The following is a 24,902-nucleotide window of genomic DNA, read 5'->3' on the forward strand; positions in this document are numbered from 1 at the left end:
CTTCTTGACACTTAACAGCCTGTATGTATTTCTTTGGATACATGCAGCAAGTATTCCATATCCACTCCCAACCCGATTCCTGGATCATCCGGAATCTGGATACTACCCTCTTCCACTCGCAGCGGCTTTTGCAATAGATCGCGCTCGAAGTAGCGATCAGAACCAGACAAATCGCCAGGAATGGAGAATCCCGGCAAGCTGGCAAGCGCCAGATTATGGGCTTTCGAAATACCTGTCTCGACCATACCGCCACACCAGACAGGCAATCCAGCCTGCTGACATAGATCATGGATTTTGATGGCAGCAGTCAAGCCGCCGACACGCCCAATTTTGATATTGATCGTTCGGCATGCCCCCATCTCGAGAGCCTGCCAGGCGTCCTGAAAGCTTTCAACGGTTTCATCCAAACAAATAGGCGTCTGCATCTGCTCCTGTAAACGCTGATGCAGGATAATATCTCCCGGCGTGAATGGCTGTTCGATCATCAGCAAACCCAACTCATCCAAATCAGCAAGCAATCGCAAGTCTTGCTGATTGTACATACCATTGCCATCTATCATCAATGATAATTCAGGGTCGATCTGCTTTACCTGTTCAATCGCCTTGCGCTCGTCATATTTGGTGACTTTCAGTTTTGCCCGCTCAAAACCTTGGCTGCGTATCATATCAATCGACTGCTCCAGATCATCGGATAAACTGATGACAGCTCCTGCTTTTGCTTTCGTTCTCGTGCCGCCTATACAAGCTGACAGGCTCATTTCCTGCTGTTTGGCATATAGATCCCAAACAGCTCCTTCTGCTGCAGCTTTAGCCATTGGATTGCCTACGATACCAGCAAACAATTCCGGAACTTCTGACGGGTGGCTTACTTTTGCTTCAATTAAAAGTGGAAGCAGAGATTGCTGCAGCAGCATCCAGCTGGATGCTACTGTTTCACTTGTATAAAAAGGCGTAGCAAAGGCAACACCCTCACCATATCCAAGTCTGCCATCCGTATCCTGCAGCTCGACGATAATACCTTCTCTCTCATGCAAAACTCCTGCATGCGTCGTGAAAGGCTGTTTAAGCGGCAGTGTGTAACGAAACAGACGATAGCTTTTGAATTCCATCATGCCTTCTCCTCACCTAGCTGATCTTGCAGCTTATAACGCATCAGTTTGTTGCTTGCGTTCCGCGGAAGTTCATCAAGCCAGCGCCAATGCTTGGGGATTTTATAACGAGCTAGCTTCCCCTGGCAATAATCCTGCATTTCTTCCGTACTGATCTCTTTGTCTTTTACAAGGAAAGCAACTGGTACAGCCCCCCACCTGTCATCCGTTTTCCCGATGACAGCAGCCTCTTTGATGCACGGATGACTCGTCAATACACCTTCCACTTCAGCTGGATAAATGTTCTCCCCGCCTGAGATGATCAAGTCTTTTCGGCGGTCCAGCACATATAAATACCCGTCTTTGTCTGTATAGCCAATATCTCCTGTCGCAAGCCAGCCTTCCTGGAATGATGCCTCGGTTGCTTCTGGATTCCGGTAATAGCCTTTCGTCACCATCGGCCCTTTCACTTGTATTTCTCCTGGCTCCTCTGGTTTTGCCAAACCTGAATCACCAGCGATACGCAGCTGTGCCGGAACGAGCGCCTTTCCTGCTGAACCAAGCTTGCGGATACTATCCTCAGGGCTCAATGTCACGATTTGTGAAGCTGTTTCAGTCATGCCATAAGATTGGAACACAGGAATTCTGCGTTGTTTCGCCTCCTCCAGTACATGAAGCGGCGCAGGTCCTCCTCCAAGCAGCATGCAGCGGAATGAACTTGGATAAGTGATTCCTTCTGCTTCCTGCAGTTGCATCAATCGCTGCAGCATGACAGTCACGACAGAAACAATCGTCACTCCATGCTTTGTGATTGCTGTCTGGACAACTTCTTCATCAAAGCCTTGCGTCACATAAAGCGGCATCCCATAGATAGCGCTTTTGAAAAGGCTAGATAAGCCGCCGACATGAAACATCGGCAGCGGAGACAGCCATTTATCCTCCTTGGAAAGTCCAAGATTCAAGGCCGAACCAATGGCACTCCACCAATGGTTGCCATAAGTATGTTCGACTCCCTTCGGATTTCCTGTCGTCCCGGAGGTATAGATGATGCTGAATACATCATCTAAATCCAGTTCCGTATGGCGGCTGTATCCCTGGGACTCCTGCTCTGGCAGCTTCTCTATCGTTTGCACCGGAATACCTAGTGGTGAAGCCTGCTCCTCATATTTCGCTGCAAGAAGCAGCAGATCCGCTTCACTATCTTTCAGCTGAAATGACCATTCCGCCGCTGTCAGTCTGGTATTGAGCAGGATCAGCGTTGCACCGATATAACTGAGTGCATGCACAAGCACGACCATGCCGATGCTGTTATGGGAAAGCACAGCAACACGCGAGCCTGCCTGCACACCTATTCCAGCAAGTTTTTTTGCGCAGATGTCAGCTGCTTCATGAAGCTCAAGAAATGTCATTTTCTTGCCCTCTGGTGTTTCCAAAGCCAAATGCTCCGGACTTATGTCTGCCTGTTTTTGCAGCCAATGGGGAATGATTTCCGACATGTTTTCCATTCCTTTCTGTCATAAAGAAGAACCTTTGCAACATGCTGCAAAGGTTCTGGTAATTGTCTATTAAGGGAAACGCGGGAATTTCTTGAAGTCAGGCGTGCGTTTTTCTTTGAACGCGTCACGGCCTTCTTTCGCTTCATCCGTTGTATAGTAAAGCAATGTTGCGTCTCCGCCCATTTGCTGCAAGCCAGCAAGTCCATCTGTGTCTGCGTTCAAGGAAGCTTTCAAGAAACGCAATGCAGTTGGAGACATGCTAAGCATCTCTTCACACCATTTCACTGTTTCTGCTTCCAGCTGATCCAATGGAACAACTGTGTTGACTAGGCCCATATCCAATGCTTCTTGCGCATTGTACTGACGGCATAGGAACCAAATTTCGCGGGCTTTCTTCTGACCGATGTTACGAGCAAGAAGTCCAGCTCCATAACCAGCATCGAAGCTTCCTACACGAGGACCAGTTTGACCGAAGATCGCGTTATCAGCTGCAATCGTCAAGTCACAGACAACATGAAGCACATGCCCGCCGCCGATAGCATAACCGGAAACTTCCGCCACTACTGGTTTCGGGATGACACGGATCAAGCGCTGTAGATCAAGCACATTCAAACGAGGGATTTGGTCTTCCCCGACATAGCCGCCATGACCGCGGACTTTCTGGTCGCCTCCGGAACAAAATGCTTTATCGCCGACACCAGCCAGAACGATGACACCGATATTGGAATCGTCACGAGCGTATGTAAACGCGTCGATCAGTTCATTGACTGTTTGCGGACGGAATGCATTGCGCACTTCCGGACGGTTGATCGAAATCTTTGCGATTTGATTGTATTCTTCGTACAAAATATCTTCGTACGTACGGGTAGCTTCCCATGTGATTGCCATTATGATTCCTCCAATATATCTGCTTCGACATGAAGCAAGTATCTTCTTACTATTTTATCAAAAATTCGCGGTTGTTCAACATGGACGCAGTGACCGGCTTCAGCCACGATATGTAAATCGGCAGCAGGAAGCTGTTTCTCCATCTCTTGATTGATACCTACGAATTTACGATCATATGCTCCGGTGACAAGTGTCACCTGTGTTTTCAAGCTGTCAAGTTTGTCCCAATTGCTATCCTGTTTTCCTGTTCCCATGGTGCGGAGTGACTGGGCCAGTCCGCTTGCTTGCTGGGATAAACGTTCTTCCCTGATTGCTTTTTGGATCGAATCAGGCAAACTTTTTTGTGTTTCGAAAAGCGGAATGTTTTCCCAGAAATCCACAAACTGACTTACCCCTTCTTCTTCCAGCCGGCTGGCCAGACGCTCATCTTGCTGCTGTCTGGCTAGCCTCTCTTCCGCTGTCCGCAATCCTGGGGATGCACTTTCCAAAAGCATGCCGCTTACTCTGTCTGGGTAACGGCAAGCAAATGACAATGCTGCCCTGCCTCCCATGGAATAGCCAAGCAGCTTTATCTTATCGATATCATGCTCATCCAGGAAAGCGGCAATATCATCCGTGAAGCGGTCCATGGTCTGATCATCCAATATGGAAGTCTGACCGTGACCCGGCATATCGACTGCTATCACACGGTATGCTTCACTCCACGAGTCCATAAATGGCAGCCATGTTCCATGTGTACTGGTGAAACCGTGAAAAAGCAGCAGCGTGTCAGTTGCTTGCTCACTCGTGAGCTCCACATAGTGAAAATCAAGCATGACCGCTCTCCAGATAGTGCAGCAGCTTTTGTTCTGCTTGCTGCCATTTATCGCGGTGCCATATGACATTTGCTTCTCGTTCGGTACGCACTTCGATGATATGCATGCCTTTTTTATTGTAGCTTTCCTGCAGAGCATCGGCAAAGGCTTTCCGATCATTTGCCAATGTGTACGGCAATTGGTACAATCCGGCTGCATTGGCAAAATCCAAGTTTGTCGGTGTACCGAAAAGTGCCTCGAAATGTGCTGCTTCCTGCGCTTGCGGCAAGAAGCTGAAGATGCCCCCGCCATTGTTATTGATGACAACGATAGTCAGATCAAGACCGTAATTCCTTCCGAGCATCAACCCATTCATATCATGGTAAAAGGAAAGGTCGCCTATCACAAGCGTCGTGCGCTTGCCGCTGGCTGCAACACCCAGCGCTGTTGAAACGACGCCATCGATACCATTTGTCCCACGGTTGCACCAAGGCTGGATATGCTTGTCCGTGGCAAAGAAAAAGCTATCCAAATCACGTATCGGCATACTATTGCCGACGAATATATTGCTTTGTTCAGGAGTCTCCTTCAAGATGTCCTGCATTGCGATTCCTTCTGTCAGTTCAAACATTTCACTATCATCTGTCAATACTTCCCTCGCAATAGCATTCATGTGCTGCCACTGCGAAAGCCATGTATCCATGATACCAGATGCTGAATCCGCCAGTGCTTCACAAAGCTCGATGGGATCACTGTAAACAAATTGCGTGTTCATTCCAACAGGTTCCCGATATCCTGCATGTTTTTCCACGACGATATGATTGGCACCCTTATATTCCTTCATAAGGAATAAGTACGGCTTGGAAACAGGCATGGCTCCGAATCGAATGATGAAATCCGGCTGCAGCTTCTCCCGAACGGAAGCCGATTTCAAGATCGTATCATACGTTTCCATGATAACAGTTTTTGCATGCTTGCCGCTTCTTAATTGTGATAAAGGATCGGCCAGTACAGGAAGCTTCCAATTTTCCGCCAATCGGACGACCGCATCAGCAAGTGCTGCATCTTCCTGTGGTCCGACGACGATTAAACCTTTTTTACCTGTCTGAAGCATTTCAACCAGACGCTGGACATCGTTTTCATCCAAGCGGGATCTACCATATAAGGAAGGCTTGGCCGCCACCTCACCCGAAGACCACATGTTTTCTATCGTAAAATCAGGCGTAAGCGGCTCACGGAACGGAAAATTCAAATGAACCGGTCCCGGATTTCCTTCCAATGCTTGCTGCATCGCCCGCGCGGCTTGCTGCTGCGCATATCGTAGCGCTGCAGGATTTGCTTCAGGAAGCATCATTTCATGGAACCATTTCACGAACCCGCCGTACATCTGGATTTGGTTGATTGCTTGCGGGGCACCGACATCACGCAATTCATGCGGGCGGTCCGCTGTCAGCAGAATCAAAGGTATACGGCTGTAAAAAGCTTCGACAACTGCAGGCATATAATTGGCTGCAGCTGTACCTGATGTACAGACGAGCGCTACCGGCTTTTGGCTTTCCTTCGCCAAACCAAGCGCATAGAATGCTGCTGAACGCTCATCCAGATTCACCCATTGCTTCATATGCGGATGCTCCGTCATCATAAGGGCAAGCGGAGTCGAGCGGGATCCAGGTGAAATGACAACCTGCTCCACCCCACTTTGCCAAAGTGCATCCACAAAATGTCCAACGTATTTTGTCAGTGTCTCAATATGACTCATTCTGTTACCTCCAAAGCTTCCAGCATCGGACGGAATTTGATGGCAGTTTCCTCGAACTCCATTTCCGGATCGGAATCTTTCACAACTCCGCAGCCTGCAAACAGGACAGCTTGATCGTCATGCAGCAATCCAGAACGGATTGCAACTGCAGTATCGCCATTGCGATAACTGTCCAGCCAGCCTATCGGAGCACCATACCATCCCCGCTCGAGCGGCTCTTTTGTTTCGATGAAATCCAGCGCTTCCTGCTTGGGAAGTCCGCCCAAAGCAGGAGTCGGATGCAATTCTTGTACGATCTGCTGTAAAGAAGCCCCTGGAAGGAGCTTGGCAGTAACAGGCGTATACAAATGCTGCAGCTGACGAAGCTTCATTAATTGCGGACTGGCAGGCAAACGCAGATCTTTGCTATATTTACCAATCACACCAGTGATCATTTTCACGACATACTGATGTTCTTCGCGATTCTTACTATCCTGAAGCAGTGCTTCCCCGATTGATTGATCTTCCTTTTCGTCATTTCCCCGCGGGGCAGTCCCTGCCACGCAACTTGTATGCAAAACACCGGCCTCGACGCGAACAAGACGTTCAGGAGTGGCTCCGAGAAAACATCCGGTACCATTTTCAACCGCAAAAATAAAACTATCCTTTTGCGTTTCGAGCAAATTACGCAGCACACCTGCTGCTCGGATCTTTTCGTTGAATTCCAGTTTCATCCCACGCGCCAGCACGACTTTATCCAAATCCGTCGCTTTTATTGTATCTGTCGCTTGTTTCACTAATCGCTTCCAAGCTTGTGATTCAAGTTCTTCCTGATGCAAAAGCTCCATTTTGGAACCTGAAAGACTATTTTCTGCAAATAAATGCTCCAACTGACTTGAAACGGCGGCTATCTGACTGTCCAAATCAGTGTCATCGACTAACTGATTGATGGTCAAGTAATATTCTTCCTTCGTTTTGGTCAAAGTAAAAGCAGGTATCCGGTATTGCGTGTTTGGAAAGTCCTTCCACAGACTGCGTGTCCGCTCCTTTTGGAAGTGCATTCCGCTGAAAGCGACTGGTCCTGTACCAGGTTTTGAAGAAAGATTGTGAACAACTGCACTTTCCATGGCATGCTCCCATTCATCGGCAGTGCGCATATCCAATATTGCCGGTCCTGCTCCAACCAAGAAGAAATCATCTTTTTGGCTGTACCAGAAATTGCGGTGACCTTCCAAGGAAGCACCGTTGGCAAAGAAACGGATCGGATCGATTGCACCGATCTTTTCCGTCCAGCTTACTACTATTTGCTGCTGTTTCCCAGCAGCTGTCCTAAGAAAAGACTCATAATCTGTCTTATATTGTTGAATCATGTTTTTCCGACCTCCACATAACTGCAAGGACAAGTAAAGTACATTTACGTTCATTTTCTGATGTCCTTCCCTATTCTATTCCCTTTTTGGCCGATAAACAAGGAGGAGCACTTATTAACTTATTTTACGTAAGTAATTTACGTTGACAGGTTATCTTTGTTTCCCTAAAATTAATATGATATAATGCCCTGCATTTTAAGGAGAGAAAGAATTATGCAATCTATCGGAAACGATAATGTGCGCCAAGCACTTAATGAGCGCGAAGGCTTCCAAATCTGGTGGCGCCTGATGCGACCTCATACATTGACAGCATCTTTTGTGCCTGTCTTTATCGGAACGATGCTCGCTGCTTTGGACGGCAAGATCAACTGGCTGCTTTTTGGAGCCATGCTGCTTGCTTGTATGCTGATCCAATGTGCGACGAACATGTTCAATGAGTATTACGACTTTGTCCGCGGACTTGATAATGAACAGTCCGTCGGAATCGGCGGTACCATCGTACGCGATGGAATCAAGCCGAAAACCGTTTTGTCACTTGCACTGACATTTTACGCTATCAGCATGTTGCTCGGCGTTTATATTTGTATGGAATCCAGCTGGTATATCGCTTTGATCGGACTGGCATGTATGCTTTGCGGTTATTTGTATACAGGCGGGCCTTACCCGATTTCCTATACACCGTTCGGTGAGTTGACATCCGGCGTATTCATGGGTGCGATCATCATCTGCATCACGTACTTCATCCAGACAGATACACTTACCGGCAGTGTTGTATTGATCAGCATTCCGGTCACCATCTTTATCGCTTGTATCAATTTCGCCAATAATCTGCGCGACCATGACGGTGATAAATTGAATGGCCGACGCACGGTAGCCATTTTGCTTGGACGGAAAAAAGGTGTTACCTTCCTTGGTATCTGCTTTACTGTCAGCTATGTGATCACTGCAGTATTCATCGCTGTTGGCTTGCTTCCGATCTGGGCTGTCATCACATTCTTGAGCATCAAGAAAGCCCGTGATGCATACCGCGGTTTCATCGGCAAGAGTCAGCCGCTTGAAATGATGCCTGCCATGAAAGCTACAGGACAAACAAATACGATTTATGGTCTATTGCTTGTGATCGCTTTGCTGATCCAGCAGTTCGTACCATTTTCATTCTGATTTCAAAAGCGGGCATCCAGCCCGCTTTTTTTATAGGTTTGAGACATATTGTTACGGGAAATACATTACATACGGAAAGCAGGTTTATATATGAACTTCTCAGATACATTAATGGAGCAGCTGCAGATGCGGGTGGTCGAAGCAAATAAGGATAAAGTTGTGATGGAGATGCCAGTCGGACCGCATAACCGGCAGCCGATGGGTTTCCTGCATGGCGGTGCCAGCGTAGCACTGGCCGAGACAGCTGCAAGCATCGGCGGCAATCTGCACGCCGATCCTGCAACACAGGCAGTGTTCGGCCTTGAAATCAATGCCAACCATATCCGCAGTGTCCGTTCCGGGACCGTAACTGCAGTCGCATCCCCGATTCATATAGGGAAATCGACGATGGTATGGCAAGTGACCATTTCTGATGAAGACGAGGACCTGCTCTCTATCGCCCGCTGTACGCTGGCTGTGAAAACGAGAAGGCAATAAAGGAGATGGATTGATTATGGATAAAAATAAATTGGATGCATTCCGCAAGCAATTGCTTGCGATGAAAGAAGAAGCAGAGGAACAAATCAAAGGAAACGACAGCTATAACAGCGCGAAGGAATTCCCGAATGACAGCGTCGGTGAACTGTCCACGATCACGAACCACCCCGGCGACCTCGGCACAGAGATGCATGACCGCGAAACGGCTGAGACTTTAAAAGAAGCTGCCCGTGAACGTCTTCGTGATATTGAAGAAGCTTTGGATCGAATCGAAGAAGGTACTTATGGCGTAAGCGAGAAATCCGGCAAACCTATTCCAGAGGAGCGTCTGGAGGCTGAACCTACTGCCCGATTGCTCGTAGAAGAACAAGCCGAAGAAGAGGCTGCAAGAAGAGCATAAAAAAGCCATAAGAAAAGGCACCCTCGCAGGGTGCCTTTGTTAATTGCGGCGTGTAAAGCCGTGTGGCCACATCCACACGTGTCTAAGACGCGCTTTACCGACTTATGCAATTCAGCTCATCGCTAGGTTATTGTAGCATGGACCGGCTTAACTTGCAATGAATATTTGAGACAAATAAAAAAGCTCCCTTGCCGGGAGCTTTTTTCATGCTGCTGCTGATCTTTTCCGTTTAGCGAACCAAGGCTTCAGTTTCGCAAATAGCGGGATGAAGACAATGGCAATGACGATACCTTTCAAAAGGTTGAAAGGCAGGATACCGGCAACTACCGCTGCCATTTTCGCATCAGGGCCCATCGCAGCCGTGCCCAGGAAAATACTGTACAGGGGCAGGACGACAAAGTAATTCAGTACACCCATTCCGACTGCCATGGCTACCGTCCCCGTGGCAAGACCGGAAATGAGCGTTTTCTTACCTGCTTTGAATCTATGATAAAAGTATGCAACCGGCAAGACGAAGAGCATGCCAGCCAAGAAATTGGCTACGACTCCGATTGGGTCGCTGGCGCCTGTGAATATAAGATACAATAAGTTCTTGATCGCTTCGACGGCCACACCTGCAAGCGGTGAAAACAGAAGCGCTGCAATCAATACCGGAATTTCACTGAAGTCGATCTTCAAGTAAGACGGCAGGAATGGAAGCGGAAAGTTTACCAGCATCAATACCATGCTGATGGCTCCCAGTAAAGCAAAAGTGATTGTTTTTGTTAATTTGGATGAACGCATGATCGTTCTCCTCCTTCATCTTGTTCATCGATTCTAACTCTTGATGAAGGGAAAGCAGCTCATTTACGTCAAAAGGCCCCAAAGCTATACGCTCTGGGGCCTGGAATATACGCAAATAAGCAGGAAGACGTTTCTCGTTCGGAAACAAGGATAGCCTGTTTAGGCATCCGTCTTCTGCTTCGTATCTTCTCCCATCCAGACTTTCACTGTCGGTCCCGGACTTGCACCGGATCAGCCGCAGAACAATAAGTCCTGCGGGTCACGGACTTCAGCATATAACATGCTGTCACCGTCGGTCGGGAATTGCACCCTGCCCCGAAGATAGAATCGATTTAGTTTTAGTAATTTTATTATACCCGCTTTTGGTGTATTTGCAACCCCTTTGCTTACAGGTCGAGCGGGTTCAAACTTTCTTCGCCAGTCAGGTTTGTCAGGAATTTTACCAGCAGCTCGATTTCCTGCTGAATGACTTGCAAGCTGACAGTCTCGACTGGTGAGTGCATGTAGCGCAGCGGCAGAGATACAAGCGCTGTCGATACACCTTTTCCGGAGTAGCGCATCTTATCGGCATCCGTACCGGTCATACGCGGTGTCAATTCGTATTGAAGTGGGATGCTGAGTTCTTTTGCCGCTTGTTCCAATAGCAGATTCGCTTTGCGATTGATCGGCGCTCCTTTTGCAAGTACCGGTCCTCCATCCAAGCTGACATCGACTACTTTCCGGCGATTCACACCAGGGTGGTCGGTTGCGAACGTTACATCACAAGCAATCGCCAAGTCAGGCTGGATGCCCGCCGCTGCGAAGTAAGCTCCGCCCATATTCGTTTCTTCATTCACCGTGCTGACTGCATAGACGCCAACATTGAGCTTTTCTGTCTGAATACGGCGGATGACTTCCCCGACAATGAATGAACCGGTGCGATTATCCAGACCGCGGCCTGTCAAATATCGGTTCATCAGTACAGACGGCTGGCGCTGATACACAATCAGATCACCCACTTGCACATATTGCTCCATTTCCTGCTTGGACTTTGCTCCGCAATCTATGTACAAATCCGGAAGTTCAAAGTCTCCCTTCACTCCGCCATGATGCATCGCATTCACGCCGACAACTCCTGGAATCGTCTTGCCGTATCCAATTACTTGCACCGTCATACCCAGTGCCGCTTTGGCATTGAACCGTCCCATTTCATCAATGCGCAGGAACCCATTTTCATCGATACCTGTCACCACCATCGCAATCTCGTCGCAATGCCCGGCAAGCAAGACCTTGAACTCTGCTTCTGGATTCAAGACAGCAATCGCGTTTCCAGATACATCGGTACGCATGTCATCCGCATAAGGAGTATATTCTTTTATCCACTTTTTCTGTATGTCCATCTCATAACTTGATGGAGAAGCCGTACTCAATAGTTCCATCAAGAATTCCTGATTATCTAGCTGCATATCCATTCCGCCTTTTTATGTAGTCTTTTAACACTGTAGCACAAACAGAGACATATTTGTTTAGTTTAGCCGGCTGGTCGGGTAAACTAAACATCAGAAAGGGTGAGGCACATGACGACATTGAATGAATGGTTCGAAAAAGGTATCAATATCGATGCTTATTTGGATTCCATGCAAACACATAAAGAAAATACAATGCATATTTATGATAATTATCAGCTCCCTGACGATACGGAATTTTTCAGCACACTTCGCTCGCAAAAACTTCGTGCAATCATTTTGACCGAAGACTGGTGTGGAGATGCGATGCTGAATCTGCCGATTTTTTATCACATTGCGCAGGCAGGGGCAATCGATACCCGCATCCTCCGCCGGGATGAGAATCTTGAGCTGATGGATCAATACTTGACGAACGGGAAAAGCCGTTCCATTCCGATCATCATCTTCATCAACCAAAACGGCGATGCTGTAGCAAAATGGGGCCCGCGCGCTCCCGAACTGCAAGTATATATCGACGAATCCTTCAGCAGCCTCCCGGATAAGGATGCTCCTGAATATGAGGAAAAACGTGACCAGATGCTCACTTTCATCACGAAATCCTACCGTGATAACCATGATTTCTGGCAGCGCGTATATGCTAGTATGAAAAGAGGACTTGAAGAAGCTTAAAACACCCGTTATGGGTGTTTTTTGTTTTACCAGTCACTTTGTTGGTTCCCTCTCCATTTCTTTCAATAATGCGTCGCTCGGACCATTTTGCAGCAAGTCATAATACAAACCCAGCCTATGTAATTGTCCCGCCCGCAGTGAAATGCCTTCCTTATCACCATCATAATGCTGAAGCACTTGTTCCATAAATGTATTGCCAACTTGTGAAATCCCGGCAAAATCGATAGCGGGGTCACCGACATGCGCATCGCTGAAATCAAGGATACCGATTTTCCTTGTCGTCTTATCCCACAATATATGAGCTCCCCTCAAGTCTCCATGTACTACAGCGTTATGATCGGTTTGCAACACAGAAAACAATTGCTCGGTCTGATTGATAACGGATAACGGCATGTCCGGATAAAATTTCCTCACCGCATTTAACAGTCGTTCATAATAACTTTCATCGCGCTTTGGCAAACAAGGGTCTGCCTCCATGTGATGAAGATGTGATAACAATGAACCCAGTTGTACAGCAATTTCCGTCATATCTTGCGAGGGAATAGCCATTGAAATAGGATTTCCTGAAATAAACCGGTAAAGCATTGCCTCTTTGCCATCCGGGACTGTGCAACTTTGAAATACTGGCAGGCGTATGTCCGTCTTGATCTGTAATTTCAATAACAACTGCTGTTCGGTCCGTATGAAGCCATTTTCCTCCCTTGGTATCCGCAACACCCACCTACCATTCAGCACATGCACTTCATGATCCCAGCCAGTTTCAATGGTCTTCCAGATCTTGATTGGTTCCCTGATATATGATTCCAACCATGTAATATCCGTCATATCCCCCACGCTCCCTCTTCTACCGTTTAAAGCATGCATTTAGACATATACTAACAAAAAAAGAGGAGAATCAGCATGCTCACTCAATTCCTGCGGCGGTTTTATTTTCGCCTGCCGATTTTCATTCGGCTTTTCTCGACTGTCCTGCTGGTGATGATTCTATTCGGCATCTGTATGCACCGGCTGGAGCCAAAGCAGTTCCCAACCTATTTTGATGGTATCTGGTGGGCTTTCGTAACTGCATCGACTGTCGGTTATGGAGACTTGATTCCAGAGACATTGTCTGGAAAAATTCTTGCAATCATCCTCATTCTCTCAGGTGCAGGTTTGGTAACTTTTTATTTGGCCACCATTGCAGCCGGAACGGTAAAGTATACCCAGGATCTCTCCAAAGGACTTACCGAATTCAAAGGCTCCAACCATATTGTCATCATCGGCTGGAACGAACGTGCACGCACATTATTACAGCGGTTAAGCGAAAAACATCCGGAACAGCCTGTCGTCTTGATCGATCAGACAGTCACACAACTTCCATACCGCGAACATCCATTACACTTCATCCGCGGCGATGCTTCAGAAGATAAGACACTTCAAAAAGCTAGAATACGGCAAGCGACTACGGCGATCATTACGGCGAATACTGGTAAAAACGAAAAACAAATTGATTATATGACAATCCTGACCACCATTGCATTGCGGGGAAATAATCCCAAACTTCATATAGTGGCTGAAGTGTTGACACATAATCAAAAAGAAAATCTCCGCCGGGCAGGAGCGGATGTCGTGATTCGCACGAACGATTTCGTCAGTACGCTTTTTTTCCACGAAGTATATCATAAGGAAAAGAAAAGCCATTTGGAGCTGTTATTGCATTTCCTGAAAGAACAAGAAATCCGGGTCATCCCTTTGCCAGGTGAATTGAACGGCAAAAGCTACTTTGAAGCCAACCGCCATTTCGCCCGCAACGAAAAGACGGCTATCGGTTATATGCGCGGAGAAAAAATCGATATGTGCCCAGACTTCCAGGAACCGATGAACACTGGGGATCATATCATCACCTTGCAGCATATCGAATGAAAAATCCCTTCTGCCATGACGGCAAGAAGGGATTGGTCACTTTTATAATCTTTTTTCCAAAGCTGCTTTTTCTTCTTCGTAGCCAGGTTTGCCTAGCAGCGCGAACATATTTTTCTTATATGCTTCCACTCCCGGCTGATCAAACGGATTCACACCAAGTAAGTATCCGCTGATGGCACAAGCTTTTTCGAAGAAATAAACCAGATAGCCGAAGCTGAACGAATCAAGCGCTGGAACCTCTACGATCAAGTTCGGTACGTCACCGTCAGTATGGGCAAGTAAAGTACCCTGGAACGCCTTGTGATTCACTTGATCGACTGTTTGTCCCGCAAGGTAGTTCAGTCCATCCAGATCTTCTTCTTCCGCTTCGATCGTCACATCAGAGACAGGCTGTTTGACATGCACAACCGTTTCGAACAAATCGCGACGGCCTTCCTGGACGTATTGACCAAGGGAATGCAGATCTGTCGAGAAGTTCGCCGATGCCGGGAACAATCCTTTCAGGTCTTTTCCTTCACTCTCTCCGAACAGTTGCTTCCACCATTCACTGAAATATTGCAGAGATGGCTCATAGTTCACGAGCAATTCGATATTTTTTCCTTTGTTATACAAGACGTTACGCACTGCAGCGTACTGATATGCAGGGTTTTCTTTCAGATTGGATACAGCCAGTTCTTCCTGCGCTTTTTGTGCACCATCCATAAGGCTATCGATATCGATGCCAGCTGCTGCAATCGGCAATAATCCCACTGCTGTCAAAACAGAGAAACGGCCGCCAACATCATCAGGGATGACAAATGACTCGTACCCTTCTTTGCTCGCTAGGGTTTTCAATGCTCCTCTTGCTTTATCCGTCGTCGCGTATATACGTTTGCGCGCTTCTTCTGCACCGTATTTTTCCTCCAAGAACTTTTTGAATACGCGGAAAGCAATCGCCGGTTCCGTCGTTGTGCCGCTTTTGGAAATAACGTTCACACTGACATCTTTATCTTTGATGACGTCCATCAGCTGATTCAGATATGGTGCACTGATGCTATTGCCGACGAAAAATACTTGCGGTGCTTTGCGGTCTTCTTTGGATAGGACATTGAAGAAGCTGTGCGTCAATGCTTCGATAGCTGCACGGGCACCAAGATAGGAACCACCGATTCCGACAACGAGCAAGACGTCAGAATCTGATTGGATTTTGCTGGCTGCCTGCTTGATGCGGGCAAACTCCTCTTTATCGAAATCCATCGGTAAATCAAGCCAGCCTAGATAGTCGTTGCCAGCCCCTGTTTTATTATGTAATTGTTCATGCGCAGCCTGAACGAGCGGTGCCAAATAATCCAGCTCCTGCTCCCCGATATATGGCATCGCTTTCTTATAATCGAATCCGATGTGTGTCATATTCATCCTCCTTGAAACTGCTTACTAATGCAACTTTACCGAAACTGACCAAGTAAAGCAAGAATTGTTATAGGAATAAAATCACCCAATGAACGCATCCTAATAAAGATTTATCATCTTGCTTCATGAAATGGAGGTTATGCAGTTGAATTTAGTACAGCGTATCGCTCTTGTTCTTGTCATCATCGGCGCGATCAACTGGGGACTAGTCGGTTTATTCAACTATGACTTAGTTGCAGGTATCTTTGGCGATGGCAGCCAAGCGGCTGCTTTCCCGCGGATCATCTACAGTCTGGTTGGCTTGGCCGGTCTTGTATCGATTTCTGCTCTGTTCCTTGAGCGCAAAGAAGTCGAAGAAGCGAGAACAACCAAAGCATAAACGGATAAATCAAAAAAAGACCCCCGAATCGGGGGTCTTTCCAATTATTTGCGGTTGCCTTCAGTTTGTTTGATCCAATCCTGAAGCTTGTCTTTCAACGTATTGAAGCCTGCTGGAGCTTCTTCGGAAACAGCTTGCTTTTGGCTGCTGTTTTGCGGCTGCTTTGCAGGTGCTTCTTCTGTTGCACGGATGGAAAGGGAATATTTACCATTTTCTTCGTTGATATCAAGGATTTTGACTTTGACTTCATCACCTACGGATAGGTGTTCATTGATATCTTTAACGAAACCATGTGTAACTTCGGAAATGTGAACCAAACCTTGAACCTGCTCATCCAATGCTACGAACGCACCGTAAGGCTGGATTCCTGTTACTTTACCTGTCAATACTTGTCCTGCTTCGAACTTCTCTGCCATACTAAACAACTCCTGATATTTTCTACTTTTATACGCAATAAATAATTCTATCATAGTAAGTTGAATTCGGCAAAAATTTTAAAAAAGATGATTTTTTTCACCAGAACAGGTTTGCATGCTTCCGCTTTTGGCAATACATAGTACTGTAAGACTTTCTCGTATTCCCCCTGTAGGCAAAGCGATGCGTATCGCTTTGCTCTTTTTTTGCATACAAAAGCACATAATAAGCGAAACTAATCCTAACTGCAGGCAAAGGGGCAAGTCAGAATGTCTTACTATAACCACACCTTCCATCACGATGGTATCGCTGTCGATTACTGTATCTACCCTTCCCATAAAAAGGAGACAGCACATACCATCCTTTTGCTCCACGGTTTCTTGGCTTCCGGGAGCTGCTTTCACAGCATGATTCCCAGGCTGCGGTCGCGCTATCATGTACTCACATTGGACTTCCCCCCCTTTGGCAATAGCGGAAAAAGTGCCACGACAGCTTTTTCTTATGACTACTATACCCGCCTTGTCATCTCCCTTTTGAACTATTTGCAAATAGAAAAACTGCATATCGCCGGCCACTCCATGGGCGGCCAAATAGCGATGCGTCTTGCGTATGAGCATCCTGATCGAATCGCGAAACTTTTCTTGTTTGCACCATCAAGCTATATGCTGCCGACAGACGCCTTCAGCAGTTTGATTGCCTCGGCCGGCATTTTCCCTTCCATCATGCGGCTCGTATTTGAAGCGAGCAGTGTCGTCGGTTTTTTACGTCACCTTGTTGCCGATCCCGAGCAAGTCACTTTGCGCATGGTAGTCGCCTACAGCATCCCCTTCATGGACAAAACGCTTTTTACCGGTCTGGCAGATTTCATCCAGGCACGCGGCGGGGATCTGCCAAACGACAGCTTACAACAGATACAAGCTGAAACATTGATTTTCTGGGGTAGCAAGGATCCTTTGCTTCCGCCTTCCATTGGCTATCGTCTGCTGGCGGAGTTGCCACATGCGACGCTTCACATCCTTCCTGATGCAGGTCATCTGCTGCCCGAGGAGACACCTGAGACACTGCTTGCCTACATGGACTGATCAATCATTTCGCTTTTCGAGGCATTTATTTATATAATGGGAGCAAGAAATGATGGAAGGAGCGGGAACTATGCATGATTTTGAATTGGTTCATGACCGCCGGAACACCAGATCCGTAAAGTGGGATAACTTGAAGGAATTATATGGAGGAGAAGATGTTTTGCCGATGTGGGTTGCGGATATGGACTTTCAGTCACCGCAAGCAGTCATCCATGCATTGAAAGACAGAGCGGAACATGGCATTTATGGGTATACGATCACGGATGCCGCCATTTCCAAAGCTGTATCACGCTGGGTCGAAAAACGCCATGGCTGGCGCATCAAGCCGAGCTTTCTACTATACAGCCCTGGTGTCGTGACAAGCCTGCATATGGCTGTACAGACATTCACTGAACCAGGGGATAAAGTTGTGATCCAGACGCCTGTTTATACACCGTTCTATAACGTTGTGAAAGCACATGATCGCACACTCGTCGAAAATCCCCTTCTCTTCGAAGATGGTACATATCGGATGGATTTTGCACATTTGGAGAAATGCTTCCAAGACGGCGCTAAAGCCATGATCCTGTGCAATCCGCATAATCCAGTCGGACGAGTCTGGACGATCGAGGAACTGAAGCAACTTGCGGATTTATGCGTATCATATGATGTTTTATTATTATCAGATGAAATTCATGCCGATTTGATCCATGAAGGATATACGCATATCCCTATCGCCTCGTTATCAGAAGAAATCAGCCAACGGACGATTACATTCCTATCACCGTCGAAGACGTTCAACCTTGCTGGTCTCCAAGTATCTTATGCTGTTGTCGAACAGGAAGGGATGCGGAAACAGCTGCAGGAAACGTTCTCCAAGCAGGGCTTTTATATGCTGAATACAATGGCAGTCGCAGCGCTGGAAGCTGCCTACAATGATGGCGAAGAATGGCTTCAAGGTCTGCTCGATATACTGGCTGTCAATAAAAAGCTTGCAGAAGAAGCATTGGCGGATAATCCGTATATCAGCGTATCGCCGCTTGAAGGTACTTATTTGATGTGGCTCGATTGCCGAAACCTGAATCTGGACCAAAAAGATTTGATGGAGTTCTTTGCCAAGAAAGCGAAGCTCGGATTCAATGACGGCATTCAATTCGGAGAAGCAGGCAAAGGGTTTGTCCGTATGAATATCGCTTGTCCACCTGAAACGATGCGCGAAGCTCTGAAGCGGCTGACGGACAGCCTGAAAGAGTTCGAGGCAGCACTATGACAGCATTGTCCATCGGAAGCATTGTTAAAGCACGATACAAGACTGGAACATATGCAGGAATGATAAAGGAAGAACGAGGTAAGTTTTATCTGGTGGAAATGCTGGCTGTCTTGAAGCATCCGCAGCAAGGAGACTTGCACAATCCGAAAGAAACGGAAAATGTTTTATTCCATGAACGCCGGGCACTGGCTCATCACGAGAAAGCCAATATACCGAAAACAGCCGTGTCTGCTTTCACGGAAGAACTGCCGGAGTACCCCGCCTCTTTGCGTGCAGCATTGGAGCAGCTCAAAAGAGATCTACACGAGCAGCCAGCTTCCAAGTATCGTGAACTTGCACTCGCAAATACTGCTTCATTGGAACATGACTATTTCAAATAAACGAAATAAAGCAGGAGCTCGCGCGCTTCTTGCTTTTTTCTATAAGGCTGGGACGAGGAGACTCACAACCCCGCAGGAAAGCAGAGTGTATTTCCGGAGCGGCAGCATAACTCTATATTTCTCATTGCAGCAAAAAAACCAGACAATGTCGTATTACTTAACGGCATTGTCTGGTTTTTATAATGCTTAAGAGTTTTGACCCAGTCTCGTACATCGGACTAAGTAGGGAGCCTGTATCAGCTCAAATGATTCTCCAGTACATCCTGGATAGCTTCCATCGCTGCTTCTTCATCATTGCCTTCTGTCATGATCGTCACTTGTGCACCTTGCGGGACGCCCAAGGACATGACACCCATGATGGATTTCAAATTGACCTTCTTATCCTTGAAGGAAAGGTTGATTTCCGAATTGAACTGGCTAGCTTTATTCACAAGTAAGGTTGCAGGACGTGCATGGATACCCGTTTCACTTGTAATTGTAAATGTCTTCTCTTGCATGCTGATTACCTCCAAAGCTGATATATGAATAGGTATTTGTGATTGTTATAACATAGCTTATTATAGGAGAAAAGAAAGCGTTTTTAAATGAATTTTCCACTTTTTTAAGTTTAAAAACTGCTTTACAGTCAAAGTTTGAGTTTCTTATGGAATTGTGGTAATTTTGACACATCTAGAAAAAGGAGTGCTGACATGAGTGTACATATAAATGCAGAAGCTGGCCAGATTGCGGACAAAATCCTGCTTCCTGGAGATCCGCTGCGCGCAAAATATATCGCGGAAACATTTTTGGAAGATGCTGAGCTTTATAACGAAGTAAGAGGAATGTACGGCTATACTGGTACATATAAGGGTGAAAGAATCTCTGTGCAAGGTACTGGTATGGGAGTCCCTTCCATCAGCATTTATGCCAACGAATTGATCCAAAGCTATGGCGTGAAAAAGCTGATTCGCGTTGGTACTGCGGGTGCTATCCAAAAAGACGTGAAAGTCCGTGATGTTATCCTTGCTTCCACCTCAAGCTCCGATTCCCAAATCAACCGTCAAGAATTCGGCACCGTCGACTTTGCTCCGACAGCTGACTTTGATTTGCTGCTGAAAGCATATCAAGCCGGACAAGCAAAAGGACTGAACATCCGCGTCGGTAACGTATTTACGAGCGATCGATTCTATCGTGACAATACGTTGGAATTCTACGGAAAATTGGCTGATTATAACGTGCTGGCTGTCGAAATGGAAACAACCGCTCTTTATACGATTGCGGCGAAGCATGGCTGCCAGGCCCTTTCTGTCCTTACAGTCAGTGATCACATCCTTACAGGCGAAGAAACAACTGCTAAAGAACGCCAGACTACATTCAGCGATATGATGGAAATCGCATTGGATGCAGCAATACAGGCATAGAAGAGGGCTTTTATGCCTTTTTCTACGCCAATAATGTAAACCTTGTTTAAAATTAGGTTGACAATAGAATGCGTGTCGATTACTATTTTTTCAAGGAGTTGATGCGTTATGAGTCGTACTGGTAAATTGACTGCCAGCGCAATGTTTGTCGGCTTGATGACTGTGGGAGCGAACATCTCTGTCTGGCTGCCTTTTCTCGCCGTTCCCATCGGAGGACAAACAGTGCCTTTATCTCTTCAGCCATTTTTCGCGATACTCGCTGGTCTGCTGCTCGGCTATAAATGGGGAGCCTACAGTATGATCTGTTATGTATTGCTCGGTTTGACTGGTCTGCCTATTTTTGCTGATCTTTCAGGCGGATTCGGGGTATTTGCCGGCCCTACCGGCGGTTTCTTGCTATCATTCATCCCAATCGCTTTTGTCACTGGGTTGATCATGGAGAAAACAAGCTTCCATTTCCGTGTGTTTGTGGCAGTGATTGCCGGTGTGATCGTGAATTATCTGATCGGCGTCACATACATGTATGGTGCCATGAACCTTTGGATCAGTGTTGATATCAGTTATTTAGCCGCTTGGATCAGCATGCTGCCTTTCTTTATCAAAGATTTTGGTTTTGCCATTTTAGCAGCCTTATTTTATCCGAGGGTGGCTCATGCTTTCAGAAAAGGTAAAGTATCGTATAATACTTCGTTTAAATGACATTTTCTCAGGGAAATTTAGTTATAATGGTTACATCATATTATAGCTTTTCCTTGAAAGGATGTCGCAGTACATGTCATTGTTCCAAAACTTGCCTTTATGGAGTGCATTGATTGCCATCGTATTCGCACAAGTTGTCAAAGTGCCGATTCGTGCGATTGCAGATAAGCGCATTCAAGCAGATTTAGCATTCAGTACAGGCGGCATGCCAAGCAGTCATTCAGCTGCAGTTGCAGCATTGACGACGTCGATAGGATTTGAAAGCGGTCTTGACTCCCCTGTATTTGCTGCTTCCTTTGTTTTTAGCATCATCATCATGTTCGATGCTTCCGGCGTGAGACGGCAGGCAGGCGAACAAGCTATCCTGCTGAATTTACTCCTAAAGGATTTCCAGCGGTTTGTCGATGAAGCAAAAAATTGGGGCAGTAAGCAGGAATTCGAAAAAAACCGTGAAATCAGGGAAATGCTCGGTCATCAGCCGATTGAAGTCTTCTTCGGCGCTTTAACCGGCATCGCCATTTCGCTTGTCATCTACTTGCTGTTTTGATTGCAGATGCAGCTGTTTAACTACTGAGTCGCTTACAGGGAGCTCCCTTTGTTTATATTGGATGACATCCTCAGCCGTCAAATTGGTCAACTGACTCCATGTCATATACATAGCCGTAAGCCAGAGCGCGGTCAGCATTATTCTCTTGCACCAATGTAAATTCATATTTTCACCTCTGCTACAGCATCGACAAATAGGAAATCCTCTATACAAAGGGAAACTTTCTTACATCGCAAGCAAAGAAGGAGTGCCGAATCGGCATTCCTTCTTTTATTTTTGTAAATAAAACTAAAATATGGATTTCGTTTGGTAAACTAGTATCTAATGTAGTTGCAAAATTGAAGGAGCGGAAGTTCTTTTATTGGAGCTGGAATAGTTCTAGGACTTGCATTAGGCACTGCTTTGGGGACTATATTTGATACTATTGCTCTTGGGGCTGCAATAGGAATGACTTTCGGAATCAGCGTAACATCAGCACTGAATTTTTCGGCAAAAGGAAAAAATAAATGATAGATAAAAACGGTCATTGGCTAGCTGCCTATGACCGTTCTTCCATATAATCATTCGAATAAATTGAATTTCCCTTTTTTCAAAACCAGTCCGACTCCGCCCAGCTGATAAAGATAGCGATTGTCGGATGCTTTTTTCATCACATCCGCTGGTTTACCGAACAACTTCTTGCCCATGACCGTCCCGACTGCATCTCCTCCGCCTAGCGAAGCCAATGTGCCTTTGATATCCGGTACGAATTTTTGAGTTAAGTTTTCTTTACGGATGAGTGCTTTCAAATTCTGCGCACAGTTGATCCCCATTTGAGTGGCAATCTGTGCTGTTGGCGGATATGGCCGGCCTGTTTCCTCGTTCATGATTGCCGCACAATCCCCTACGATGAAAATGTCATCATGATTCGGATCACGCAGATCTTCTGTGACCATGACCTTGTTCCGTTTCACATCGAAACCGGATCTTTCAAGGACAGAGCTGCCTTGGACACCAGCCGCCCATACTGTTGTATTGGTTTTCACTGTATGTCTTTCGCCGTCTTTTTCAAAGACGATGCTGTCTGGTTTGACTTCCTTCAGGAAGGAATTCGTCTGGAATTCAATACCTCTGGTTTCCAAGGAATTCAAGGCATATTCCACAAGCTGCGGATCAAATCCCATCATGACGGATGCTCCGGCCTCAACGACGATGACCCGTACTTTATCACGGTCGATGTCATATTCCTTGCACAGCTCGGGCACACGTTCTGCAAGCTCCCCGGCAAACTCGATGCCAGTGAACCCGCCGCCTCCGATGACAATATTCAGACGCTCTTCCTTCTTTTCTTTTTCATTATTGTAGACTGCGAAATTATGTTCGATATGCTCCCGGATCAAACGGGACGAGTTGATGCTTCGAATATTGAACGCATTATCAAGCAGCCCTTCTATACCGAAGTTCGCAGGCTCGAAACCAAGTCCGACAACAAGGTAGTCGTAAGAAAGTGTTCCATTCTCCAGCACAACCTTTTTTTCATCCGGTTTGATTTCCGTTACCGTATCCTGGACGAAATTGACTTTTTTCGCATCGATGACGTCCTTGATTGCGATACGTGTTTGGTCGTGGTGCCTAGTACCGGCCGCATTTTCATGGAGCCACGTTGTTTGGTAATGATAATCATGTTTGTTGACGAGTGTGATACTCGCCTCGTCCGTTCCAATCAGTTTCTGAAGTTTCACTGTCGTGATCAGGCCGCCATAACCGGCTCCTGCAATCACAATCTTTGGTTTGCTCATCTTCGATCACATCCATTAATATAGTTTGGTTTTCCATGACTTGCCGCAACCTAACAACACATTAATTTTGGGGTTTGTGATACTATTCACTTTAAAAAGCGGATGAAAACATAAAACTGTCACAAAACCTTCATCAATATTATGGTAAACGTTTTCTTTCCTTTTATCAACCAAAAAAGGGGAAGGCAACCAGCTGCGGGGCATACTATTTTACGGATAAAAACCTTCTTCTTACTCATATTTCAGCAACTATGATAAAATACCAGTTGTTACGTTCAAAATTACTAGGAGGAACCGGTATGTCAGATCAAGTTTATGATGTGACCATCATCGGTGCAGGTCCAGTCGGACTTTTCACTGCATTCTATGGTGGGATGCGTCAGCAAAGTGTCAAAATCATTGAAAGCCTTCCCCAAGTAGGCGGACAGCTTTCTGCTTTATACCCGGAAAAATACATCTACGATATAGCAGGCTTCCCTCAAATCCGTGCTCAGGAATTGGTGGACAACCTCATGGAACAGTTGAAACGATTCGATCCGACGATTGCTCTCGGAGAGTCTGTCGATAAAGTCGAGCGTTTGGAAGACAATACTTTCCGTATTGAGACTGATAAAGGCGTCCATCTTTCCAAGACCATCATCATCACGGCAGGAAACGGTGCCTTCCAGCCCCGCCGCTTGACGGTTGAACGCTGCGATGAGTTTGAAGGCGTCAACTTGAACTATTATGTAGACAATATGCAGAAATACGCTGACAAGCGTGTTCTATTGGCAGGCGGCGGCGACTCTGCAGTCGACTGGGCACTCATGCTCGAACCGATTGCCAAAGAAGTCATCCTTGTTCACCGACGTGATGAATTCCGTGCCCACGAGCATAGTGTGGAGCGCCTCATGCAGTCCAATGTCAGAATCATGACTCCTTATACTCCAGTTGAAATGCTGGGAACAGACCGCATCGAGCAAGTTGTCCTGCAGAAAGTGAAAAGTGAAGAAAAAGAAACAGTCGATGTTGACGAAGTGCTCGTAAACTATGGCTTCATCTCTTCCCTTGGCCCAATCAAGCAATGGGATCTGGAAATCGAGAAAAACAGCATCGTCGTCAATACCAAACAAGAAACGAATATCCCTGGCATCTATGCTGCAGGCGATATTTGCACATATCCCGGCAAGGTCAACCTGATCGCCTCTGGTTTCGGCGAAGGTCCGACTGCCATCAATAATGCCAAAACATACATCGACCCAGATGCTCGTGTACAGCCGAAGCACTCCACAAGCATGTTTTAAACAGCACCGCACCGGTTACCTTTAAGGAAACCGGTGTTTTTTTGTGTGCTTCTTGCATAAGGAAGCCCTGCTTTCACACACTAGTAGCGAT

The 24,902-nt window shown here is 46.5% G+C and carries 27 protein-coding genes and 1 riboswitch; of the genes, 14 read left to right on the forward strand and 13 right to left on the reverse strand.

What is annotated here, in order from left to right; all coding sequences use genetic code 11:
• Positions 1–11: 11 nt before the first annotated feature.
• The 6 genes from menC to SFC66_RS00110 all read right to left on the reverse strand — a co-directional run bounded on the left by menC (position 12) and on the right by SFC66_RS00110 (position 7,374).
• Positions 12–1,112: an o-succinylbenzoate synthase gene (gene menC / locus SFC66_RS00085; RefSeq protein WP_411216670.1), complete on the reverse strand. Its 1,101-nt coding sequence runs from the start codon at positions 1,110–1,112 to the stop codon at positions 12–14.
• Positions 1,109–2,584 (reverse strand): o-succinylbenzoate--CoA ligase, encoded by a 1,476-nt coding sequence (locus SFC66_RS00090; RefSeq protein ID WP_411216671.1) that lies wholly within the window; start codon positions 2,582–2,584, stop codon positions 1,109–1,111. The genes menC and SFC66_RS00090 overlap by 4 nt, the downstream gene beginning before the upstream one ends.
• A 69-nt stretch (positions 2,585–2,653) precedes the next feature.
• Positions 2,654–3,472, reverse strand: a complete 819-nt coding sequence (menB, locus tag SFC66_RS00095; RefSeq protein ID WP_038565044.1) for a 1,4-dihydroxy-2-naphthoyl-CoA synthase — start codon at positions 3,470–3,472, stop codon at positions 2,654–2,656.
• Positions 3,472–4,287: a 2-succinyl-6-hydroxy-2,4-cyclohexadiene-1-carboxylate synthase gene (gene menH / locus SFC66_RS00100; RefSeq protein WP_411216672.1), complete on the reverse strand. Its 816-nt coding sequence runs from the start codon at positions 4,285–4,287 to the stop codon at positions 3,472–3,474. Before menH ends, menB begins: the two co-directional genes overlap by 1 nt.
• Positions 4,280–6,025, reverse strand: coding sequence for a 2-succinyl-5-enolpyruvyl-6-hydroxy-3-cyclohexene-1-carboxylic-acid synthase (menD, locus tag SFC66_RS00105; protein ID WP_411216673.1), 1,746 nt, complete (start codon positions 6,023–6,025; stop codon positions 4,280–4,282). Before menD ends, menH begins: the two co-directional genes overlap by 8 nt.
• The gene (locus tag SFC66_RS00110) at positions 6,022–7,374 is read right to left on the reverse strand and encodes an isochorismate synthase (RefSeq protein ID WP_411216674.1); all 1,353 of its coding nucleotides are present in this window, start codon (positions 7,372–7,374) and stop codon (positions 6,022–6,024) included. The genes menD and SFC66_RS00110 overlap by 4 nt, the downstream gene beginning before the upstream one ends.
• Before the next feature lie 213 nt (positions 7,375–7,587).
• Here SFC66_RS00110 and SFC66_RS00115 point away from each other — a divergent pair, with 213 nt between their 5' ends.
• The 3 genes from SFC66_RS00115 (at position 7,588) to SFC66_RS00125 (ending at position 9,412) form a co-directional block, all read left to right on the forward strand.
• Complete coding sequence (locus SFC66_RS00115) at positions 7,588–8,535, forward strand: 1,4-dihydroxy-2-naphthoate polyprenyltransferase (RefSeq protein WP_411216675.1); 948 nt, start codon at positions 7,588–7,590, stop codon at positions 8,533–8,535.
• Between the two features lie 90 nt (positions 8,536–8,625).
• A complete protein-coding gene (locus SFC66_RS00120; protein WP_411216676.1) occupies positions 8,626–9,012 on the forward strand; it encodes a PaaI family thioesterase in 387 nt (128 codons plus the stop codon).
• 16 nt (positions 9,013–9,028) lie between these two features.
• Positions 9,029–9,412, forward strand: a complete 384-nt coding sequence (locus SFC66_RS00125) for a TraR/DksA C4-type zinc finger protein (RefSeq protein WP_411216677.1) — start codon at positions 9,029–9,031, stop codon at positions 9,410–9,412.
• Between the two features lie 204 nt (positions 9,413–9,616).
• On the opposite strand, the gene SFC66_RS00130 is transcribed toward SFC66_RS00125, so the two are convergent.
• Positions 9,617–10,195: an ECF transporter S component gene (locus SFC66_RS00130; protein ID WP_411216678.1), complete on the reverse strand. Its 579-nt coding sequence runs from the start codon at positions 10,193–10,195 to the stop codon at positions 9,617–9,619.
• A 179-nt stretch (positions 10,196–10,374) separates the two neighbouring features.
• A riboswitch (FMN riboswitch) is annotated at positions 10,375–10,522 on the reverse strand.
• Between the two features lie 59 nt (positions 10,523–10,581).
• Positions 10,582–11,640, reverse strand: coding sequence for a M20/M25/M40 family metallo-hydrolase (locus SFC66_RS00135; protein WP_411216679.1), 1,059 nt, complete (start codon positions 11,638–11,640; stop codon positions 10,582–10,584).
• Between the two features lie 111 nt (positions 11,641–11,751).
• Here SFC66_RS00135 and SFC66_RS00140 point away from each other — a divergent pair, with 111 nt between their 5' ends.
• Complete coding sequence (locus SFC66_RS00140; RefSeq protein ID WP_411216680.1) at positions 11,752–12,309, forward strand: thioredoxin family protein; 558 nt, start codon at positions 11,752–11,754, stop codon at positions 12,307–12,309.
• 33 nt (positions 12,310–12,342) lie between these two features.
• Here the strand turns inward: SFC66_RS00140 and SFC66_RS00145 are convergent, their stop codons facing one another.
• Positions 12,343–13,134 (reverse strand): phosphotransferase, encoded by a 792-nt coding sequence (locus SFC66_RS00145; protein WP_411216681.1) that lies wholly within the window; start codon positions 13,132–13,134, stop codon positions 12,343–12,345.
• A gap of 75 nt (positions 13,135–13,209) precedes the next feature.
• Here SFC66_RS00145 and SFC66_RS00150 point away from each other — a divergent pair, with 75 nt between their 5' ends.
• The gene (locus tag SFC66_RS00150; protein ID WP_411216682.1) at positions 13,210–14,211 is read left to right on the forward strand and encodes a potassium channel family protein; all 1,002 of its coding nucleotides are present in this window, start codon (positions 13,210–13,212) and stop codon (positions 14,209–14,211) included.
• Between the two features lie 42 nt (positions 14,212–14,253).
• Here SFC66_RS00150 and SFC66_RS00155 read toward each other — a convergent pair whose 3' ends face one another.
• A complete protein-coding gene (locus tag SFC66_RS00155; RefSeq protein WP_411216683.1) occupies positions 14,254–15,600 on the reverse strand; it encodes a glucose-6-phosphate isomerase in 1,347 nt (448 codons plus the stop codon).
• 145 nt (positions 15,601–15,745) lie between these two features.
• Here SFC66_RS00155 and SFC66_RS00160 point away from each other — a divergent pair, with 145 nt between their 5' ends.
• Entirely contained in the window at positions 15,746–15,979 is a 234-nt protein-coding gene (locus SFC66_RS00160; protein WP_411216684.1) for a DUF378 domain-containing protein, read from the forward strand.
• A gap of 44 nt (positions 15,980–16,023) precedes the next feature.
• Here SFC66_RS00160 and yugI read toward each other — a convergent pair whose 3' ends face one another.
• Positions 16,024–16,395 (reverse strand): S1 domain-containing post-transcriptional regulator GSP13, encoded by a 372-nt coding sequence (gene yugI / locus SFC66_RS00165; protein ID WP_411216685.1) that lies wholly within the window; start codon positions 16,393–16,395, stop codon positions 16,024–16,026.
• A gap of 267 nt (positions 16,396–16,662) precedes the next feature.
• On the opposite strand from yugI, the gene SFC66_RS00170 reads away from it, so the two are divergent.
• The 3 genes from SFC66_RS00170 to kapB all read left to right on the forward strand — a co-directional run bounded on the left by SFC66_RS00170 (position 16,663) and on the right by kapB (position 19,104).
• Positions 16,663–17,475: an alpha/beta fold hydrolase gene (locus SFC66_RS00170; protein WP_411216686.1), complete on the forward strand. Its 813-nt coding sequence runs from the start codon at positions 16,663–16,665 to the stop codon at positions 17,473–17,475.
• 70 nt (positions 17,476–17,545) lie between these two features.
• Positions 17,546–18,724 (forward strand): MalY/PatB family protein, encoded by a 1,179-nt coding sequence (locus tag SFC66_RS00175; RefSeq protein ID WP_411216687.1) that lies wholly within the window; start codon positions 17,546–17,548, stop codon positions 18,722–18,724.
• Positions 18,721–19,104: a kinase-associated lipoprotein KapB gene (gene kapB / locus SFC66_RS00180; protein ID WP_411216688.1), complete on the forward strand. Its 384-nt coding sequence runs from the start codon at positions 18,721–18,723 to the stop codon at positions 19,102–19,104. The genes SFC66_RS00175 and kapB overlap by 4 nt, the downstream gene beginning before the upstream one ends.
• A gap of 236 nt (positions 19,105–19,340) precedes the next feature.
• On the opposite strand, the gene SFC66_RS00185 is transcribed toward kapB, so the two are convergent.
• The gene (locus SFC66_RS00185) at positions 19,341–19,601 is read right to left on the reverse strand and encodes a phosphocarrier protein HPr (RefSeq protein WP_411216689.1); all 261 of its coding nucleotides are present in this window, start codon (positions 19,599–19,601) and stop codon (positions 19,341–19,343) included.
• A gap of 192 nt (positions 19,602–19,793) precedes the next feature.
• Between SFC66_RS00185 and deoD the strand changes: the two genes are divergently transcribed.
• From deoD to SFC66_RS17210, 4 genes are all read left to right on the forward strand, one after another.
• Positions 19,794–20,504 carry a purine-nucleoside phosphorylase gene (gene deoD / locus SFC66_RS00190; protein WP_411216690.1) on the forward strand — a complete coding sequence of 237 codons (711 nt, stop codon included), beginning with the start codon at positions 19,794–19,796 and terminating at the stop codon, positions 20,502–20,504.
• Positions 20,505–20,612: 108 nt separating this feature from the next.
• The gene (locus SFC66_RS00195) at positions 20,613–21,203 is read left to right on the forward strand and encodes a biotin transporter BioY (protein ID WP_411216691.1); all 591 of its coding nucleotides are present in this window, start codon (positions 20,613–20,615) and stop codon (positions 21,201–21,203) included.
• A gap of 73 nt (positions 21,204–21,276) precedes the next feature.
• A complete protein-coding gene (locus SFC66_RS00200) occupies positions 21,277–21,750 on the forward strand; it encodes a divergent PAP2 family protein (protein WP_411216692.1) in 474 nt (157 codons plus the stop codon).
• A 360-nt stretch (positions 21,751–22,110) separates the two neighbouring features.
• Positions 22,111–22,260 carry a glycine zipper domain-containing protein gene (locus SFC66_RS17210; protein ID WP_486388639.1) on the forward strand — a complete coding sequence of 50 codons (150 nt, stop codon included), beginning with the start codon at positions 22,111–22,113 and terminating at the stop codon, positions 22,258–22,260.
• Between the two features lie 50 nt (positions 22,261–22,310).
• Here SFC66_RS17210 and SFC66_RS00205 read toward each other — a convergent pair whose 3' ends face one another.
• Positions 22,311–23,528 (reverse strand): NAD(P)/FAD-dependent oxidoreductase, encoded by a 1,218-nt coding sequence (locus tag SFC66_RS00205; protein ID WP_411216693.1) that lies wholly within the window; start codon positions 23,526–23,528, stop codon positions 22,311–22,313.
• A 299-nt stretch (positions 23,529–23,827) separates the two neighbouring features.
• Here SFC66_RS00205 and SFC66_RS00210 point away from each other — a divergent pair, with 299 nt between their 5' ends.
• A complete protein-coding gene (locus SFC66_RS00210) occupies positions 23,828–24,811 on the forward strand; it encodes an NAD(P)/FAD-dependent oxidoreductase (protein WP_411216694.1) in 984 nt (327 codons plus the stop codon).
• Positions 24,812–24,902 lie beyond the last annotated feature (91 nt).

The organism is Terribacillus saccharophilus (assembly GCF_046592895.1).
Classification (GTDB): Bacteria; Bacillota; Bacilli; order Bacillales; family Amphibacillaceae; genus Terribacillus; species Terribacillus saccharophilus_D.